Here is a 16,754-nt window from a genome sequence, read left to right as displayed (position 1 = left end):
AAGGACGCCATCTGACATGGACGCTTGGTTGGAGACGATGTTTCTACTGACCCAGGCGAGAGTTAAATAGTTAGGCCGAACGTTCAATCGCGGAAACCGAGTAGGCCTGTAACGGGCACCGTTTGACGTCCTGTTTCGGTGTCCATTCAGCCCCCGACCCCATTCCCCCAACAGTATCGGTTCGCCCGATACTGTTACCATAGTCATACTGTCGGCTGTAAGTCTGTGAAGAATTTCGCCACCCCGGGATGGCGACTATCTTGAAATAGTTACAGCCGACAGTATCAGAAAGCAATCATTTGCCTGTCCGTTCTCCGAACACGTTCTCGTCGGCACTGTGCTTAGCGGCAAGCGGCTACCGTGCACTCGGGTAGTTCAGGCAGGTCGTCACCCACGCGGATATCATAAACTCGCTCATCTGATCAGTCGACGTACATATGGTCATATTGATGATTCGTTCGGATTACTGGAACCCTGGTAATCGACTGCCAGAAATGAGATAACAACTGTACACACATTATTTCTAAGGGCCAGGCTCAGGAGGATGATTGGTCGTTTGGCCGCTACTTCCGTATCGAGGATAAAATTCTACTGTTAATGACAGTGATCCTGTGACGGCAGCCCCTAAACGGGCATCGCGAGCGTGGCGAGCGCTCCACCCTCGATTTCACGGCGGCTTCGAATGCGCCCCGGAGCACTCCGTGAAGACTAAGATGGGGGTTCACGATTCCGTGGTTCACGGTTGAGCGTCGGATCCTCGATCGTAATAACGAAAGTACCTCGAAACAGATCGGTCGTAATGCATTGGACGAGGTTCCATCGACAATCATGGTGTCGCTTCTGTGACGGACGAATCGTCGCAGGAGGACTGCACACCCTGCTCAGAATCCCTGCCTGCCGCCCACAAGAGGGGACACTGCTGACGACTAGAGGAGGCGAACCGTTCCACCTGGATAGTGATATTTGGGACCGCAGTAAGCGAATGCGACAGAGCAAACACTGCCGCTGATATTTGAAAACCGCCGATGACGCTCATCGCCGAGATGTGTGAGGAACGCTGAAAAGTGTAGTGCCGGCATCTGAAAGCAAACTGCTATGGAAACTGATCACCGGGAGATTGCTCAACGGCCGGCCGCTTCCATGGACCGAGTGCACGCCTGGATGCCAAGGCTAACCAATTAGGCCGAACGGTTAAACGAATACCAATAAAAAGAAAAATTGTGAAATATGTCCAACACGTTCAGTCGCACGTAGCCGAGCGACTGGATGAATCGGCTGATCGGGTCCACAGTGGCAGCGCGGTGCAGCTATACTGGTGTCCAGAGTGTGAGACAACGTTCCTCACGGACGTGATGAGTGTATGCCCCAAATGTAGCTGCCCAGTCACGATGACTCCCGACGAGCGGACACTGGGCTATCACTCTGAAGATTTAGTTTGAGTTCGCGGTCTGGTTTCTACTACTGGCTCTCCCAGCGAGTGTCGACGGGTGCGAACAGTGACCCCAACGGAGGTACTGGAACCTCATACAGGGGTCTCGTTTCTCGCCGATGACGTGTGGGCCGGGAGAGCCTCACCGTTCGCCAATCAGTCAGGGGGAGTTACCGGAGGGAACCGTATCCATCTCGCCGTCTTCGGTTCCATCTTGTGAAAGTGATCCGCCCTGATTCTCGATCTCGCCCGGCGGCACACCGACTCCAGGGGTTGGGGGGGCCCCTTGATGATCGAGCCATCCCTTCTGAGTGTGCAGGAACCGGTACGCTGCTCGAAGCATGCGATGCAGACCCGTGTCCTCGACGTGTGCGTCGACCCGTCCGTTGCGGATCGCGTCCACGACGGCTTCGGGCGTGGCTTCGACGGCGTCGACGGTCGTGTACGCGCGTCCCACCTCGATGGGATAATGAGCGTCGCTTCCCCCGACGAGCGGGAGATCACGCGCTTCGGCGAACCGGCGCACCTTGGCAAGGGATTCCGTGCCCTTCCCATTGAGTTCGACCGCGTCGAAGTCGGCGTCAGTCTCCCGGACGGTGCTGTTCCGAAACGGGTGGGCGATGATGGCCGCACAACCCCGATCGTGGGCGATGTCGACGACCTGTTCGGGGGTGAGGGTTCCCGCTTCGGTCAGTCTCGGCGGCGACGGCCCGACGACGAGGACGTGGCCCCGGGTGGTTGTCACTTCAATTCCCGGGATAAGCGACGTGCCAGCTCCGCCGGCGCTCAGCTCGCGATAGTAGTCGTGGTTGGTTGTGGCGACGGCGTCTAGCCCCCGACGCTGGGCCATCCAGGCTAGCATCTGAGCACCAAGAGGGTCGTAGACCGGTGCAAGATTGCCGAATCCATGAAAGAATCTCGTGTGTGCGTGAAGGTCGACTGTGATAGTCACGTCTAGATGCGGAGAGGAAGCCGCTTGAACGTTCGGCATGATACTGCGTGTTTCTCGGATATCAGTCGCCTACGTCGTGGGGTTCTTCACGTCGTCGGGCGACGCCTCAGTAGGAGATATCGCCACGTCGGTACACCGCTCACCGCCGACCCACCAGCACTTCAGCACGGCCCGTTTAAGACGGTTGAACCTCTGTTCTCGAAACGGTCGGGGAACGGGACGCCAACAGCGGTGGAGAGATTACCAGTTGGTCGCTTCGGAATTCTGGGGACGACAAGAACGAGTCCGCGTGAAACGAACGACGTATACTTTCGCGAAGATCGTCCCGGGTTCTGGATACATGGGGTCCGCCTGGGAAGTGTCATTAATTTATCCAACTCGACAATTTCCCACCGGGTTCAAGACCCCTCGATGTGTACTACCAAGGGCATGGACCGACCATTCAACGACGACGACCGAGAGAGTCGTGTAGTTACATCCGACGGACAGCGGATCGGACGGGTCCGGGAGGTCGATAACGACCGAGCAACCGTAGAGCGGTCCAGCGACGACGATAGTCTGACTGACGAAATCAAAGACCTGCTTGGCTGGTCCGACGATGACGAAACCCACGAAATTCGCCGGGACCATGTGGATCGGTACGAGGACAACGAGCTTCACCTCCAACCACGACGATAAGAAGTATCGGGGATGGATATCGAAAGCACGAACCCTGCCGGAAGCACGAACGTCCGGCGATTGAAACAGCATCTCGCCGTGGGAGAAGCGGTCTCCTATCGACCGTTTTTCGATGGCACCTTTTTTGCCCGCAATCCGAACCGAGACAATCAGAGTATATCTGAGAACCCACAGGTCGAGGCGACCAATCTATGACGGGTCCGGATCGAAACATCGTCTTCTGGTGGATCTATGTGGCTGTGCTGGCGGCTGCAGCGATTTTTATCGCATACTCGTTCATCGAGATACTCGTTCTCGGTCTGTTCGGATACTACGCGACCCGGCCGATACGCTCTCGCTTCAAGAGGGTCGTCGAATCCAAGCGCATGGCCGCCGGGCTAACGGTACTCACCGTTCTTATTCCGATATTACTGCTCACACTCTATGCTGGTGTTCGGATGTTCCAGCAAGTTCAGCGGCAGTTTGAGGGGAGTGTCCTTTCGAGGCTCGCGTCGCGAGTCGTCGGCGTCGACGTCGAAGAGAGCAGTCCAGGGGAGTTGCTCAGAGATCCGCCGTCCGCCGACCAACTCACGGATTTGCTTTTCGGGACTGCTGTCGAGCAGGGGTTACACGTCCTCGACCTGCTGTTCGGGACGGCCCTCGTACTTGGGCTCATCGTGACCCTGGCGTATGCGTTGCTCGTGTACGACGATGCGCTCTCGGAGGCGTTCGCCGAACTCGTCGGTGGGCCGGACGAGACCATCTACTCCTACGCGCTGGCAGTGGATACTGATCTCGAATCCATATTTTTCGGTAACTTCCTGTTCGTCCTCTTCATGTCAGGATTGGCAATAGCGGTCTACGCGACGACCAACCTCGTTGCGCCACAAGAGGCTCAGATTCCGATGGTGTTTACGCTCGGAGTGTTGACAGGGGTCACTAGCCTCATCCCCATCGTCGTGAGCAAAGTGGTGTATCTCCCCGTTGTTGGGTACCTCGCCATCAGTACAACACAGACCGGAAGTAGCCGCTTCGTTTTCGTTGGGGCCGTCCTCGTCGGCTACTTTCTCGTACTCGACATCCTCCCGCAGTCGTTCATCCAGCCGTACATCTCTGGGCGACAACTGAACCCGATGGTCCTTCTCTTCGCGTATATACTCGGTCCCATCCTGTTCGGGTGGTACGGATTCTTCTTTTTGCCAATCGTGTTCGTTCTCATACTTGAAGCGGTTCGGATCGTCCTTCCCGAACTCCTCCACGGCGACCCTATCAAGTCGGAACCCGGCATTGCTGAAGGAACCGGTGCGGACGCGGAGGAGATACAGGAAGACGATACCGACACGGGCACATCGGATACTGATGAGTTGGATTCGGCCCAGGGTTGACCTGAATCCCATTTCGTCGTCGGCCGATCCACCGACTGGCGGATGACGCCTGCAGTATTCGAACGAGCGACGGACCGCATCAGTGCAGCGGGTGTGGCAACCTCCGCCTCGCCGACGAATGGGATGGCTCGTATTGCTGATGATTGAAAACCCATCACTGTCCTCCTATTCTCTCGAAAAGAAGCCTCGATACGCCGTTACACGAGGTGTCTTGACTAACTTCCCACGGCTGCTTCGAATCCAATTCCGTTCTGGTCAGAAGAGGAAGCTGACGACAGCGAGCACGACGAAGATGATGACGAGCCACTTCGCAATGTCCATACTGAGTCCAGCGACACCACTCGCGCCTAGTACTCCCGCGACGAGCGCGAGAACCAGGAATAGTATCGCGAGACCGATGAGGTCACCGCTAAACTGGAGGAATACGTTCTGTACTGTGAGCAGGCTACCGGTGGCTAGCTGTGCGAGTGCCATATCGTCAATTCAAGACGGAGACATATCATACTTTGGGGGACATGCTCCAGTGGATCTTTCGGAGCGGCGTAGTTCTCGCCGAATACCCCGTCTATCGAGGTCGAAGGCTTCTCTGTGGGGCGACAGCAGTGATATTTGATGCCAACGTGTCATCGCGTACGCCGCGACCCACCTGTCGATCCGCTCCGAAAACACACTGGTCACCAGCACTGCACCAAGTACGCTCGTACCCAGGACGAACAGGATCATATGTGACACTCCGTAACGAAGGATTTTGTTCGCCAACCCTGATTCATACATTCGTAGACCCTATCTAAATTCACTCTGAGTTCCGGCTCGGTGTGGCTCTTCGCTAATTGATTGATAAGAATTAATTACCAAATTGATAGTATTGGTAATCTAATCCAAAGTGAACCTTGGGTTGCCTTACTCACCACTGTCAGAGAGTATAATTGGATAGTAACTGACCACTAGTCAGATGTGAATAGATGGCACACGGAAATAATGAGTATATTTAGAAACCCCTTCGGCGGTAGTATGAACAGCAACCAACCGTTGGCCGCGACGATAAATACGACATTAACCGAGAAATCAGTACCGCGCTGGGGAGTACCACAGTTCTCTTCGCAATTTAAGAAAGGGGTGACCCAATCATGACGACGTTCGACATTGCCTTTATCGGAACGGGAGCCAACCCTGATGAACCCTCCGTCGATGGGTTTGCGATGGCTTACCGTCACGCCGAAGCCTACGAGCAACTTGACAACTGTCGACTTGTCGGCTGTGCGGACATCGTTGCGGAGAACGCCAGTGCGTTCGCCGAGCAGTTCGGTATTCCGGCTGATGGCGAGTTCACCGACTACGAAGAAATGCTTGCCGCGTTGGAACCCGACATTGTCAGCATCTGCACGCCGCCCGCGACCCACGCAGATCTCGTCATCGGGACCGCAGAGAGCGGCGTCGTCGATGCGATCCACTGCGAGAAACCGATGTCGCTCACATGGGGCGGCAGCCGCCGAATGGCAGAGACCTGCGAGCGCGAGGGCGTCCAGCTTACGTTCAACCACATGCGTCGTTTCGGCGATCCCTTCCGGGTCGCGAAACAGCGACTCGACGACGGTGTGATCGGTGACCTCCGTAGTATCGAGTACAACTGGGGCAACTTCTTCGACAACGGCACCCACGCCGTTGACATGTGTAACTACTTCAACGATGAACACGGCGCGAAGTGGGTCATCGGCCAGCTGGACTACCAGGAAGAGGATATCCGGTTTGGCACGCACAATGAGAATCAAGTTCTCGCGTGCTGGGAGTACGATAACGGCGTCTACGGGAGGGCCGCGACCGGTCCCGCCGCCGACATCGCCGAGAGTGACTGGCGACTTGTCGGCAGCGAAGGTTTCATCGATGTGCATCTGACCGACAAGCTCGCTGTCAATGTTTACACCACTGATTCGGACACCTGTGAGGAACTGACGTTCGAGGAAATGGCCCCAGGAACGAACTGTATCGCCCGGGCGATCGAAGACATCGTCGACGCACTCGACTCCGGGCGTCGCTCGGAACTCGACGCGAAGAACGCACTCAATGCGACCGAGATCATCTTTGCCGGCTACGAGTCCGCGCGTCGCCGCGGTCGTGTCGATCTGCCGCTGGATATCGACGACAATCCGCTTGAATCGATGGTCGCGGACGGACAGCTTTCGCCCGCCTCTTCGAGCAGCAACTGAGAGGGATTGGTGTAGCAAGTTCCGAGTATGTGATGATTCTGGGGTCGGCAACGCTCGGAAATCATCTACAGCACTCCGTGTGAGCAGGTTTGTAGGGCTTCTTTGACGAATACCGGCTAGTCCATTGCTCGCTGAAACGCCTCGACCGCTTCGACGACAGCCGGCGTCGGATCGTCCGGGTCGAGCTCGTACTCGATGATGAGCGGCTGTGCCAGCTCTGTCTCTTCGTCGAGCATGTCGAGCAACTCAGGGATATCCAGTTGCCCGGTCCCTGGAACGACCTCTGTTTCTTCATCAACGAAGTCTTTCACGTGGAGCGCGAGGACGCGCTCGCCGAGACGTGGGAACACGTCGGCGGGGGCCTCCCCGGATCGGAAGAAGTGACCGGTGTCGACACAGGCCCCCAGCCGGGTATCGTCCGTCTTGTCGAGGACACGTGTGACATCGGTTACAGTCGAGTAGGTCTCACCCGGACCGTGATTGTGGATCGCCAGATCGAGGTCAAACTCCGCGCCGACGGAGAGCAATCGCTTGCGCACGGCGTCATCAGCCGGTGGGAACTCGAGTGAACAGTACTCACCCCCCAACTGGTCGATCATCGACATAGTTTCCCGGATGTCTCCTTCGTCGTCGTCAGCGTCGAACCCCACGACACCGTAGCCACAGATGTCGAGACCGGCGTCTGCGAGGTCCTGCTGGATCGAATCAAGTGCTTCGCCTTCGACGTCGGGCGTGACGTGCTCGTGGCACAGTTCGATAGCCGAGACGTCTGTGTCTCCGAGTTCCCGGCACAGTTCGGGCACACTGAAATCACGATATGTGAAACTCTGGACGCCGAGTTCGTACTGGCGTGCTGGATCGTTCATCGCTTCCCTCGGAACGACTGTCCGTGCTCTGAGGCCTGTAAATATACCTGGCAGTGCATCGTCAGTGTGTTGTCTCGTTATCGGTTAGTTATGGGACAGTTAAACCACGTACGCGCAGAGAACTGGTTCGCCGGCGAACTGACCCGACAGGGAACTATCACTCCCGTTTGAACGCCGACGCCGAGTCATTCGTGATGCCGACTGAGACCGATCCCGCGGTCGTTTGTCCGACCCGCTCGATGTTACTCCCGACAAACGCCGCGTCGATGCGCGTCTCTACCGGTACCTCGTGTCGCCACAGTGTTCCATGGACGTTTGCACCGTATAGCATCCCGAACCGGTTGATACCGCTATTTTCGCCGGCGATCCTGACGCCGTCGGCGCAGGCTTCGACGTTGAGCCACTCCACGACGTTCGCCATCGAGTACCCCTGGAAGTCCATTGAGAGGCCCTGTCTACTGCTGACCGATCCGGTAATCCCTCCGAACTGAAACTGTTTGAGTTCGAGTGCGGTGCCGCCGAGGCAGTTGTGAACCCCGAAGTGGCGGGTGTTGAGGACGTGATTGAGCCGACAGGCGGCGGTCGCATCGGGCGACCCATTGTTCGTCGCAAACGACAGCTGACAGCTGTTGTACGCGTCGGCACACGAATCAGCCCCCAGTCGGAAGAGTACGCCGTCGCGCTCGCCCTGGAACCGAACGCCCTCAATCGCGAGGTAAAAGCGGTCGCCGCCGCTCGAATCGACGAGTGAGAACCCGTCGCCCTCACCGATGCCGAAGTCGAGGATGCTCGACCCGAGTCCTGCGCCGCGGATCGCGACATTGTCACCGAGCGCGTCGTAGTCGGCGAGGTCGATAGTCGTCGGGTCACAGTCGTGGGTTCCCGGTGGGACCCAGACGATACCGCCCTGCTGTTCATCGAGCCGTCGGAAAGCGTCCGTCCAGCCATCCTCGCTGAGGGTGACGACACCCGAAAGATTCTCCATAGTAGTGCCTTTCCGGAACGACTGAATAGTATATAGTACTTAGTACGGAAATCCACCGAAAACGGGCGTCATCTCCGGGGCATACCTCGGTCGTTTTGACTCGTGGTTTCGTTGCCACACCATCAAGTTACAATGCTGGAACGATAACCGGATGGACATGCACGTCGCGATTACTGGCGCGGCCGGCCAAGTCGGCCGCGTCGCCGCCGACGCGTTCGACCGAGAGCAACTCACCTTGTTGACACACCATGATCACGACGGGATGAACAGTGAGTTGCTCGATGCTACGGATCGAGACGCCTTCGTCGATGCACTCGACGGTGTAGACGTGCTCATTCACCTCGCGTGGATGACGGATGATCGTTCGGACTGGAGTGAGAGTGAGGAGGCGGACCTCCGGATTGTGACGAACGCGATGGCGGCTGCTCGTGAGAACGACCTCGACCGGGTCGTCATGGCCAGCTCGGCGCACGTCCACGGGATGTACAATCGCGACCATCCGTCGAAGTTCGAATCGACCGTCGAGCATCCGACGGCGGTCGTCGACACGGAGACCCCGCCGCGACCGGACTCCTACTACGGCGTCGCTAAAGTCGCCACGGAAGCCCTCTGCTCTTATAACGCTGATCGGTACGACCTCGACATCGTCGTCGTTCGAATCGGATGGCTGATGTCACGGGAGGAGTTGCAGGATCTGGAGTCAGAGCCCGCGGACCGTTTGCGCTTCGCCCGCGCGATGTGGCTCAGTCACCGGGACTGTAAAGCGTTGTTGCGTGCGGCCACCCGGACCTCGATCAGTCACTCGCCGGTTATCGCGCACGGGATCTCCGCCAACAGCGACCGATATCTGACTCTTACAGAAACGATGCAGGAACTGGATTACCGACCACAGAACGATTCGGCGGCCGTCCTCGAATAGCGACCAGTCTACGGCGAACAGGGCGACCTGTACCGTGATACCTTGCTACGACAGTCTGTGTCCAGCACGCGCTTACTGACTGTGCCAGCAGTGACGGACCATGCCTCGCATGAAAAGGGTTCGTTCTCCGATTGTCGAGGCGAATTCAAAGTGTCCGAAACTTGCGTCGGTACTGCTGGGCAAGCCTATCTGTGGCGGGAGTCGCAACCGAGTGCAATTTTTCCAAGATCAATTACATAACACACAGTGTTTAAACGCGGGGGTGTAAGGTTCAATTTGTGGGGCCGGTAGGTGCCGCTCTGCCAATGAGCAAAGCATCTGAAATCACCCCCAGCGGATACTTCGCCCCTAACTATAGGCCGTTGCTTTGTCTGAGGCGTATAGACGCTACCAGTCCTGTGACGGGTGAGCAGACTGCCGGAGTGCCAGCTCACCGTCGAGTGGCGACCCTCTGACGCTGTACTGCCAAGTGACGTGATTAAACTGGCAGTGGACTCGGGGATTTGGTTTCCTAGACCGAAACGAAGTCACCCTACAGCGGACGTCCCGGTGTGTACCCGGTCAGAGCAGAGTTCTGGAGTTTGCCGCCCTGGAGGAACTCGGCCAACAGTCGATCCAATTCAGCCTGGGATCGAAGCCGGTCGAAACCTACTGCAAAAGATAGGATTCGAGATGTTGACGAACGAGCCAGTCTCACCGGAATTTCGAGGCGATCCCGGTGCCGGGAAATCGGTGGCACGGAAGTTACGTCTCGAACAGGCCAGCAATCTCCGGCAGGACATCGGAAGCATAGCCGTGTCGGTGCTCTCTGTTTCTTAGCGTGCATGAACGAAGCGATTCCCTGAGTATCAGTCCCTCAGAAAGCATCCTCGAATGACTGGTTCTAAGCGTCAAGCTCACTGATGAAACAGTAGGAGGACTCTCGTAGTTGACCGCAACTCCAGGTCCGCGAGAAAGCCGTACGTCGCAGTATCGGCGCTGTCACGTCTGGGGACCAACCCTCCGGGTCGGTCCCTAATACTTTAGCCGAAGGTTGTAAAATAGTGGTGCGACAGGGATTACGTATCGGGTCAGCGCCCGAGACGGAGAGGACTATGATCCACCACATCCCCGAGAACCTCACCGAAACGCTGAGACACGAGATACTCGCAAGCGAGATGCGCCGGTGTGTCATCGAGATCTTCGGCGTCACACACGGCCCAATCGAGAGTACGCTGGGCGAACTGGCGAACGACATCGACCGATACTATTCCGGTACCGGCAACTGGAGCTCTCAGACGATTCTGGTCCGGTTACACCACGTTCACCTTCCGCTGCTGGACGACGCCGGGCTCATCGACTACGACGAAGAGACTAAGCAGGTCAGTCTCAGGGCGGCTGCAGCGATGGCACAGCTCGCGAGGACTATTCCAGAAGCGAGGTAGCCCGTTCCGTGTGAGCCGCTGTTAGACGCTTAACGATTAGGCAGCATCGTTATGCAAGCTGACGGTCTTGTAAATATAGAATCATGAATACTGTAGTCAATCTTCGGATCCCGGCCGAAGAGTTCGCACTGGCCCAGTCCCTGGCGGACAACCCCCGCGCAGGCTTCGAAATCGGTCGGGCCATCGCGACGACGTCCGAGGACAGCATATCGTTCCTGTGGGGGTCGGGGATGGACCTCGACGGCGTTTTCGAGTCGCTACAGGATGACCCGACCGTCGCCGATGCGGAGGTCATAAGCAAGTTTGACGACGAGTACCTGTTCAAAATCCATTGGGCGACGAGTGTGCAGGTGCTGTTCAAGACCCTCCTGAACAGAGCTGATTCGGCGCTTTTAGACGCGTACTCCAGCGGCAGCGAGTGGCAGTTACGACTTGTCTATCCGTGCACGGAATGTTTCGATGCGGTCGAGCAGGAGTGTGCCGATCTGGGGAGGGATTTCGAGGTCGAACGCATCTACTCGCTTTCGGAGGCGTTCGCCCCTGACCGATTCCATCTCACCGAGAAGCAGTACGAGACAGTCATGGCTGCCTACGAAGCAGGATACTACGACATTCCTCGGAAGATCAAACTGAAAGAACTCGCCCGACAGCTGGGGATCTCTCACCAGGCGCTCTCCGAACGGTTGCGGCGCGCCCACGAGGAATTGACGATAAACAGTCTCGGGAAGGACTTCGGCGGCCCCATCGATACCGAGTCCGCGTCCGAGAGACAGGTAGACGGACTGCCCCTCGCCCAGGCGGAGTACGAGTAAACCGCTACGAAACCGCTGGCCGCGCTGCGTGACCGGGACGACCGCCCTCGGTTTCGCGGCGGGGTCGCCGCTGGTACGTCCGACGCGGCAGGCTTGCAGCCGCCCGATGGGTGTGATAACTGACCACGAGGTCCGCATCCGTAACGTCTGATCGGGGCTGTGAAGCGTAGAAAACCCCGGCTCTCGAGCAGAGGCGTCGACGGCATAGTCGCCATATCCGACAGTGTCGTGATATTCGCTCCTACTCCCCACCGCCACCTTGCATGCCCACGGGGGGAGTATTACTGTGGCCAACCGTTACCCAGGAGGTAGTTATGACTCAATCGCCCAAATATCACGCGGCGCGACCGAGAATCTCGCCCGATGCCGGGTGCGATGCCAGTCGAGAGGTTCCCGACGTGGCCTCGTTCGTTGCACTATTGCTTACAATCCGACAGTGCATCCAGCTGTATCGAGGTGCGAGCCAGTGCGAACGCGACGGACAAACCGTCATTTACACGACGATTCCACACCCCTCGCTTGACGAGTCGGCCGAGTCTTCGACGAGGCGGCCAATAGCCAGTGACGGTGGGGAACCGTTGTTCGACTCCCGCGAGACGGAGAGTGGTTTAATCGTCATCGCCGATCTTCAGGGCGTCGTCAGGAACGACCACGCGACTGAAGTCGACCTTGCCGACGATTCGCTCGTGCTCACGATCGACGACAGGTTCGTCTGGCGGGTCCCGATCGAGGACGACCGGACGACCATCACTGACGTCTCACTCACGAACGATATCCTGGAGGCGCGAATCGATGTGGGCGAATAACCCGTCCACGGGGAGGATAGCCGCCGTCGGCTCCGCGTGCGGTCGAGCCATTCGGACTGATTATCGCAGGGTCTGTTCGATCAACGTTCGGTGACCGCGGCGGAGTCGCTCGGAGAGCGCCTGATGGGAGATGTCGAGGTCCGCTGCGAGTTCCTCCAGACTGCGTTCCCGTGGGATGTGGTAGTATTCCGAGTCGATCGCGGCGCTTAGGGCCTCCTGCTGCTTGTCGGTGAGGTCTGAGCCGCTCCGGTCGATCGATTGTGCGATGCCTTTGACCTGGTGGATCTTAAGATCGATGCCGTAGTCCTGGCAGATTTCATAGATTTCGGACACTGAATCGTGGGACGGGAACAGGACTCGCAGGTTCCACTGGCCATTCTGTCCACACGCGTTCAGCAACCGCCCGTGTTCCAGCTCCAGGATGTGGACGATGAGTCGGATGCGGGTCTGCCAGCGGATCCGGTAGAGACTTTTCTCGTCCTGCTCGACGAGCCGCGTGACGTCACTGGTGGACGGATCGTCCTGGAGCGTCTCGTGGAGGCCCTCCATGTCAGGCCCGGACGCCCAGACAAAGGGGAGGGCGTATTCGCCATCGTTGGCGACAATCGGCGCGGTCTCGAACTCCGTCTCCGGCATCCTGTCGAACGTTTTCTGGAGGGCAAACTGGTTGGCTGAGACCGTTGCATCAACAATGGTTCCCATACGAGAGTCATTCGACGAGTACGGGTATTACTACACGGAGCATATTTTCACGCAGAGACGCTATATTCCTATTATATCGAGTAACCACGCACAAGGCGCGAATAAGCTGATGTTACTTAACGAGATATTCAGCGATGTCGCCGAACTGAGAGTGGCCTGCGGAAGCGCGGGCGATGGGAGCGACCCTGCAACTGCTACCCGGCATATTATAACGGAGTGTTTCCAGCTGGTTCCCATGACAGGCGACGACACGAAGGTCACTGCAGTGTCACTGCGGCCCGGTGCGTGGACAGGGGCTACTGGATGTGCGGTGACGCGACGACCACCTACTTCGCGCCTGGCCTCGCTGTTTCATCGGCGTCACGTCGGCGAGTCTCGTCGCCACCACATTGACGTTGGCAGTCACCGGAGTGTTCACCATCGTCGCCGTCACTATCTCGATCACCCAATTCGTTTTCTCCCGCGTCATCGGACCGCCGTCGAAAATCCGAGACTGGATCGACAGTGTCGAGGGATTCCGGTTACACGTCGCGGCTAACGACCCCACGCTGCAAGTCAGCCCGACCATACCAGCCGACTTCCGCAACGCGCCGCTCCGCGCACTCAGCAGTCGCGTTGCGGAACTCGAGATCCTCAAACGAGCCACACACAGCTCCCGCAGGAACGATATCGAGGAGTTGCAGTCGACACTCCAGAACATCTGCGAGCAGGCACGGAAGGATCTGTAGCGGTCCAACCACCGGCTCTTTCGCGCTCTCTCGCCACGCTTGACCAACGAGTTTCCCCCATCTCAACACTGTTCGGGAGACCAACGCCCAGTCTAGCAAGTTGCCGGCCGAGTAGCAGCAATCGCTGGAGCGAGTCATCGAGACGCTCGAAGACGTGAACATCGCGCGTCACTATTTCAAGACGCTGACCATTCACGAGGAACTTGCCACCGTCTCCCGCCTGCTTCTCCTGACGGGACTCCCGGCTGTCCTCGTCAGCATCGGTATCACTCTCCTGTACTCCGCCGACACTGTCTACTTCGGCGAGACGGCGATGCGCGTGGCAGTGAGCGTCGGGCTGGGTATCGTGCTCCTGCCGTTGAACGTCCTGTTTGCTTACGGTCTCCGTATGGGCACAATAGCCAAGATGACGACGACTTTCGGGGCCTTCACGCCCGTTGACGAGATGCCATAGAGCGCTGTGACAGCGGTCGGGAGTTGTCCGCCGGAGCACGCGATTGCAGGTGGATGACTTTTGCCGTCCCACCCGAGAGGTACGGTATGGCACAGACACCAGATGCGAGCGTCGTTGAAGAGAGTGAAGACTTCCTGCACGTCCGCTTTCGGGACCCCGACAAGTTCGATACCATTCGAACACCAGACTGGGCCGCGAACGCTGCGGGGAGCGTTGAGGAAGGAGCGGAAGTCCGTACTGGCAAGCGGGAGGATTCTGACGACTGGCTGGTCCAGAGCGTCCTCATCCCCAGCGACGCCGACGAACAGTCGGCGAGAGACAACGCCGAAGAGATCGTCGCCAAGATCGAATCCTGACTGTCGTGATGAGAGCCTATCCTCGTCATCGAACTGTTCGTGTTCCCCTCGAACCTGATGTCGAACTGGCCCAGCCTGGCGGATCCAACGATCCGGTCATCGACCTCCTCCGGACCGCGGTGGTTATCAGCACTCTGGGCGTCCTCCCGGGGGCGTTGGCCGGCGGCGTCGAGAGCCGAAACGTCATCCGCCACCTGGCGCTTTTCGAAGCCCGCCCCTGACACCGACGCTCAGTCGAACGACGGGGCGTCTTCCTCTATGTAGAACTCAAGGAATTCCGTCTGGTTGTCGCCGATCTGGTGGAGATAGACGTGGTCGTACCCTGCATCAATGTAGTGCTCGATGGAATCGACTCACTGGCGGCCGGAGGTCGCCATGCCAGAGCCTGCCGTGCCCTTTTGTGTCCGTACGGTGTGGGTTGGTGTATCTGACCGGAGGCTCACAGTATGTCAAGAGATGCCAGCGACACGACGGACGAACCACCAGGCGAATCGACGTCGATCTGGCTCGCGACAAGCGAGGCGACGGACTACGACGCACTCGAGGACGGCATCCACGCCGATACGGTTATTATCGGCGGGGGTATCGCCGGACTGACAACGGCGTTTCAGCTCGACCAGGCCGGGCAATCCGTCGTGGTTCTCGAACGGGATCGCATCCTGACCGGCGTTACTGGCTATACGACCGCCAAGCTCACCTCGCTCCACGGTCTGGTCTACGACCACCTCCTGGACCACTTCGATGAAGACCTGGCCCGGCAGTACGCGGACGCCAACGAGGCCGCTATCGACGCGATTGAGACCACGGCCGAAACGCTCGACGTCAACTGTAACTTCGAGCGCACCCCTGCGTACACCTACACGGAGTCGGCCGACATGAGCGGGCAAATACGTGACGAGGTAGAGGCCGCTCGCCAGCTCGGACTGCCAGCGAGCTACGTCGAGTCGACGGCGTTGCCTTTCGATGTTGCGGCCGCTATCCGGTTCGACGACCAGGCACAGTTCCACCCACGCAGGTACCTGCTCGCGCTCGCCAGAGAGATCGACGGCGGTTCGAGTCACGTGTTCGAGCAGACTCGGGCGACAGACATCGATCCGGGACGCTCCTGTCGCGTGACGACCGATCGCGGCCAGGTGGCCGCCGACGATGTCGTCGTGGCGACGAACTTCCCGATGTACGACCACGCGTTCTACCACGCCCGGCTCTATCCGAAGCGTTCCTATGTGCTTGCGCTGAAACTTCGCGACGACCCGCCGACGGGGCTCTACTACGACCCGTCGGAACCGTACCTCTCGGTCCGGCCGCTCCCGACGAGCGAGGGACCGATGGTGCTCGTCGGCGGCCAGAACCATCGGACAGGACACGGCGGGAGCACGCAGGACCGTTATCAGGCGCTCGAGCGCCGTGCGCGTGACCGGTTCGACGTCGAGTCGGTCGCGTATCGGTGGGCTACCCAGGACTACGTGTCCGTCGACGCGGTCCCGTTCGTCGGGCGGCACTCGCCCCGAAGCGACCACGTGTATGTTGCTACGGGCTTTGGCGGCTGGGGGATGACGAACGGGACCGCGGCTGGCCGGCTGCTCGCCGACCGAATCCTCGGGCGGGAGACGGACTGGGACGACGTCTTTCGACCGACGCGGTTCAACTTCGGTGCATCGAAGACCGACCTCGTCTCGCACAACAAACACGCCATGAGTCACTTCTTCGAGGATCACATCAAGGACCCGCCGTCCGCTGCGCTTCCGGACGTCGCGCGCGGTTCGGGGGAAGTCATGGAACTCGACGGGGAGTCCGTCGGCGTCTACCACGATGAAGACGGTGAGTACCATCTTGTATCGGCGGTCTGCCCGCACATGGGCTGTCGCGTCGAGTGGAACGACGGGGACCGGTCGTGGGACTGTCCCTGCCACGGGTCACGGTTCGACTACGACGGGAGCGTCCTGCACACGCCGGCTGTCGAGGATCTAGATCGGTACGACATCGACGAGTTCACGACTGACGAGTGAGCTGAGGGCAGCCAGTCGCGTAGCGGACTCTGCACGACGCCGCGAAACTGGCGCTCGACGACCGTGTCA

General features: G+C 58.6%; 17 protein-coding genes and 1 pseudogene. 12 read left to right on the top strand and 6 right to left on the bottom strand.

The annotated features are described in order from the left end of the window. Window positions 1-1,589: 1,589 nt before the first annotated feature. On the bottom strand, window positions 1,590-2,420 hold the full coding sequence (locus ACY9XZ_RS16195) for a PHP-associated domain-containing protein (RefSeq protein ID WP_463458054.1): 831 nt from the start codon (window positions 2,418-2,420) through the stop codon (window positions 1,590-1,592). 390 nt (window positions 2,421-2,810) lie between these two features. On the opposite strand from ACY9XZ_RS16195, the gene ACY9XZ_RS16190 reads away from it, so the two are divergent. Beyond that, window positions 2,811-3,059 carry a hypothetical protein gene (locus ACY9XZ_RS16190; RefSeq protein WP_463458053.1) on the top strand — a complete coding sequence of 83 codons (249 nt, stop codon included), beginning with the start codon at window positions 2,811-2,813 and terminating at the stop codon, window positions 3,057-3,059. A gap of 191 nt (window positions 3,060-3,250) precedes the next feature. Further along, a complete protein-coding gene (locus ACY9XZ_RS16185; protein WP_463458052.1) occupies window positions 3,251-4,423 on the top strand; it encodes an AI-2E family transporter in 1,173 nt (390 codons plus the stop codon). Window positions 4,424-4,678: 255 nt separating this feature from the next. On the opposite strand, the gene ACY9XZ_RS16180 is transcribed toward ACY9XZ_RS16185, so the two are convergent. Beyond that, complete coding sequence (locus ACY9XZ_RS16180) at window positions 4,679-4,897, bottom strand: DUF1328 domain-containing protein (RefSeq protein WP_463458051.1); 219 nt, start codon at window positions 4,895-4,897, stop codon at window positions 4,679-4,681. A gap of 653 nt (window positions 4,898-5,550) precedes the next feature. On the opposite strand from ACY9XZ_RS16180, the gene ACY9XZ_RS16175 reads away from it, so the two are divergent. Continuing rightward, window positions 5,551-6,627: a Gfo/Idh/MocA family protein gene (locus tag ACY9XZ_RS16175; RefSeq protein WP_463458050.1), complete on the top strand. Its 1,077-nt coding sequence runs from the start codon at window positions 5,551-5,553 to the stop codon at window positions 6,625-6,627. Between the two features lie 116 nt (window positions 6,628-6,743). Here ACY9XZ_RS16175 and ACY9XZ_RS16170 read toward each other — a convergent pair whose 3' ends face one another. Then, window positions 6,744-7,493, bottom strand: coding sequence for a sugar phosphate isomerase/epimerase family protein (locus tag ACY9XZ_RS16170; protein ID WP_463458049.1), 750 nt, complete (start codon window positions 7,491-7,493; stop codon window positions 6,744-6,746). A 157-nt stretch (window positions 7,494-7,650) separates the two neighbouring features. Further along, window positions 7,651-8,478: a hypothetical protein gene (locus tag ACY9XZ_RS16165; protein ID WP_463458048.1), complete on the bottom strand. Its 828-nt coding sequence runs from the start codon at window positions 8,476-8,478 to the stop codon at window positions 7,651-7,653. A gap of 151 nt (window positions 8,479-8,629) precedes the next feature. Between ACY9XZ_RS16165 and ACY9XZ_RS16160 the strand changes: the two genes are divergently transcribed. The 4 genes from ACY9XZ_RS16160 (at window position 8,630) to gvpH (ending at window position 12,439) form a co-directional block, all read left to right on the top strand. Next, window positions 8,630-9,397, top strand: coding sequence for an NAD-dependent epimerase/dehydratase family protein (locus ACY9XZ_RS16160; RefSeq protein WP_463458047.1), 768 nt, complete (start codon window positions 8,630-8,632; stop codon window positions 9,395-9,397). 1,094 nt (window positions 9,398-10,491) lie between these two features. Next, window positions 10,492-10,821, top strand: coding sequence for a DUF7344 domain-containing protein (locus ACY9XZ_RS16155; RefSeq protein ID WP_463458046.1), 330 nt, complete (start codon window positions 10,492-10,494; stop codon window positions 10,819-10,821). 83 nt (window positions 10,822-10,904) lie between these two features. Next, window positions 10,905-11,633 (top strand): helix-turn-helix domain-containing protein, encoded by a 729-nt coding sequence (locus ACY9XZ_RS16150; RefSeq protein WP_463458045.1) that lies wholly within the window; start codon window positions 10,905-10,907, stop codon window positions 11,631-11,633. Window positions 11,634-11,947: 314 nt separating this feature from the next. Beyond that, window positions 11,948-12,439, top strand: a complete 492-nt coding sequence (gvpH, locus tag ACY9XZ_RS16145; RefSeq protein ID WP_463458044.1) for a gas vesicle protein GvpH — start codon at window positions 11,948-11,950, stop codon at window positions 12,437-12,439. Window positions 12,440-12,499: 60 nt separating this feature from the next. Here gvpH and ACY9XZ_RS16140 read toward each other — a convergent pair whose 3' ends face one another. Beyond that, window positions 12,500-13,141, bottom strand: a complete 642-nt coding sequence (locus ACY9XZ_RS16140; protein WP_463458043.1) for a helix-turn-helix domain-containing protein — start codon at window positions 13,139-13,141, stop codon at window positions 12,500-12,502. A 395-nt stretch (window positions 13,142-13,536) separates the two neighbouring features. Between ACY9XZ_RS16140 and ACY9XZ_RS16135 the strand changes: the two genes are divergently transcribed. The 4 genes from ACY9XZ_RS16135 (at window position 13,537) to ACY9XZ_RS16120 (ending at window position 14,900) form a co-directional block, all read left to right on the top strand. Continuing rightward, window positions 13,537-13,869: a hypothetical protein gene (locus tag ACY9XZ_RS16135; RefSeq protein ID WP_463458042.1), complete on the top strand. Its 333-nt coding sequence runs from the start codon at window positions 13,537-13,539 to the stop codon at window positions 13,867-13,869. A gap of 154 nt (window positions 13,870-14,023) precedes the next feature. Then, complete coding sequence (locus tag ACY9XZ_RS16130; RefSeq protein WP_463458041.1) at window positions 14,024-14,323, top strand: hypothetical protein; 300 nt, start codon at window positions 14,024-14,026, stop codon at window positions 14,321-14,323. Between the two features lie 86 nt (window positions 14,324-14,409). Next, window positions 14,410-14,679, top strand: a complete 270-nt coding sequence (locus ACY9XZ_RS16125) for a hypothetical protein (protein WP_463458040.1) — start codon at window positions 14,410-14,412, stop codon at window positions 14,677-14,679. An 8-nt stretch (window positions 14,680-14,687) separates the two neighbouring features. Then, window positions 14,688-14,900: a hypothetical protein gene (locus ACY9XZ_RS16120; RefSeq protein WP_463458039.1), complete on the top strand. Its 213-nt coding sequence runs from the start codon at window positions 14,688-14,690 to the stop codon at window positions 14,898-14,900. 9 nt (window positions 14,901-14,909) lie between these two features. Here the strand turns inward: ACY9XZ_RS16120 and ACY9XZ_RS16115 are convergent. Then, a pseudogene (locus tag ACY9XZ_RS16115) lies at window positions 14,910-15,032 on the bottom strand (TIGR03557 family F420-dependent LLM class oxidoreductase); the annotation flags it as partial. Window positions 15,033-15,125: 93 nt separating this feature from the next. On the opposite strand from ACY9XZ_RS16115, the gene ACY9XZ_RS16110 reads away from it, so the two are divergent. Beyond that, window positions 15,126-16,685, top strand: coding sequence for an FAD-dependent oxidoreductase (locus tag ACY9XZ_RS16110; RefSeq protein WP_463458038.1), 1,560 nt, complete (start codon window positions 15,126-15,128; stop codon window positions 16,683-16,685). The last annotated feature ends 69 nt before the right edge of the window (window positions 16,686-16,754 follow it).

It is taken from the genome of Haloarcula sp. HT12, from assembly GCF_055271655.1.
This window is presented reverse-complemented; position numbering and strand designations above follow the sequence as displayed.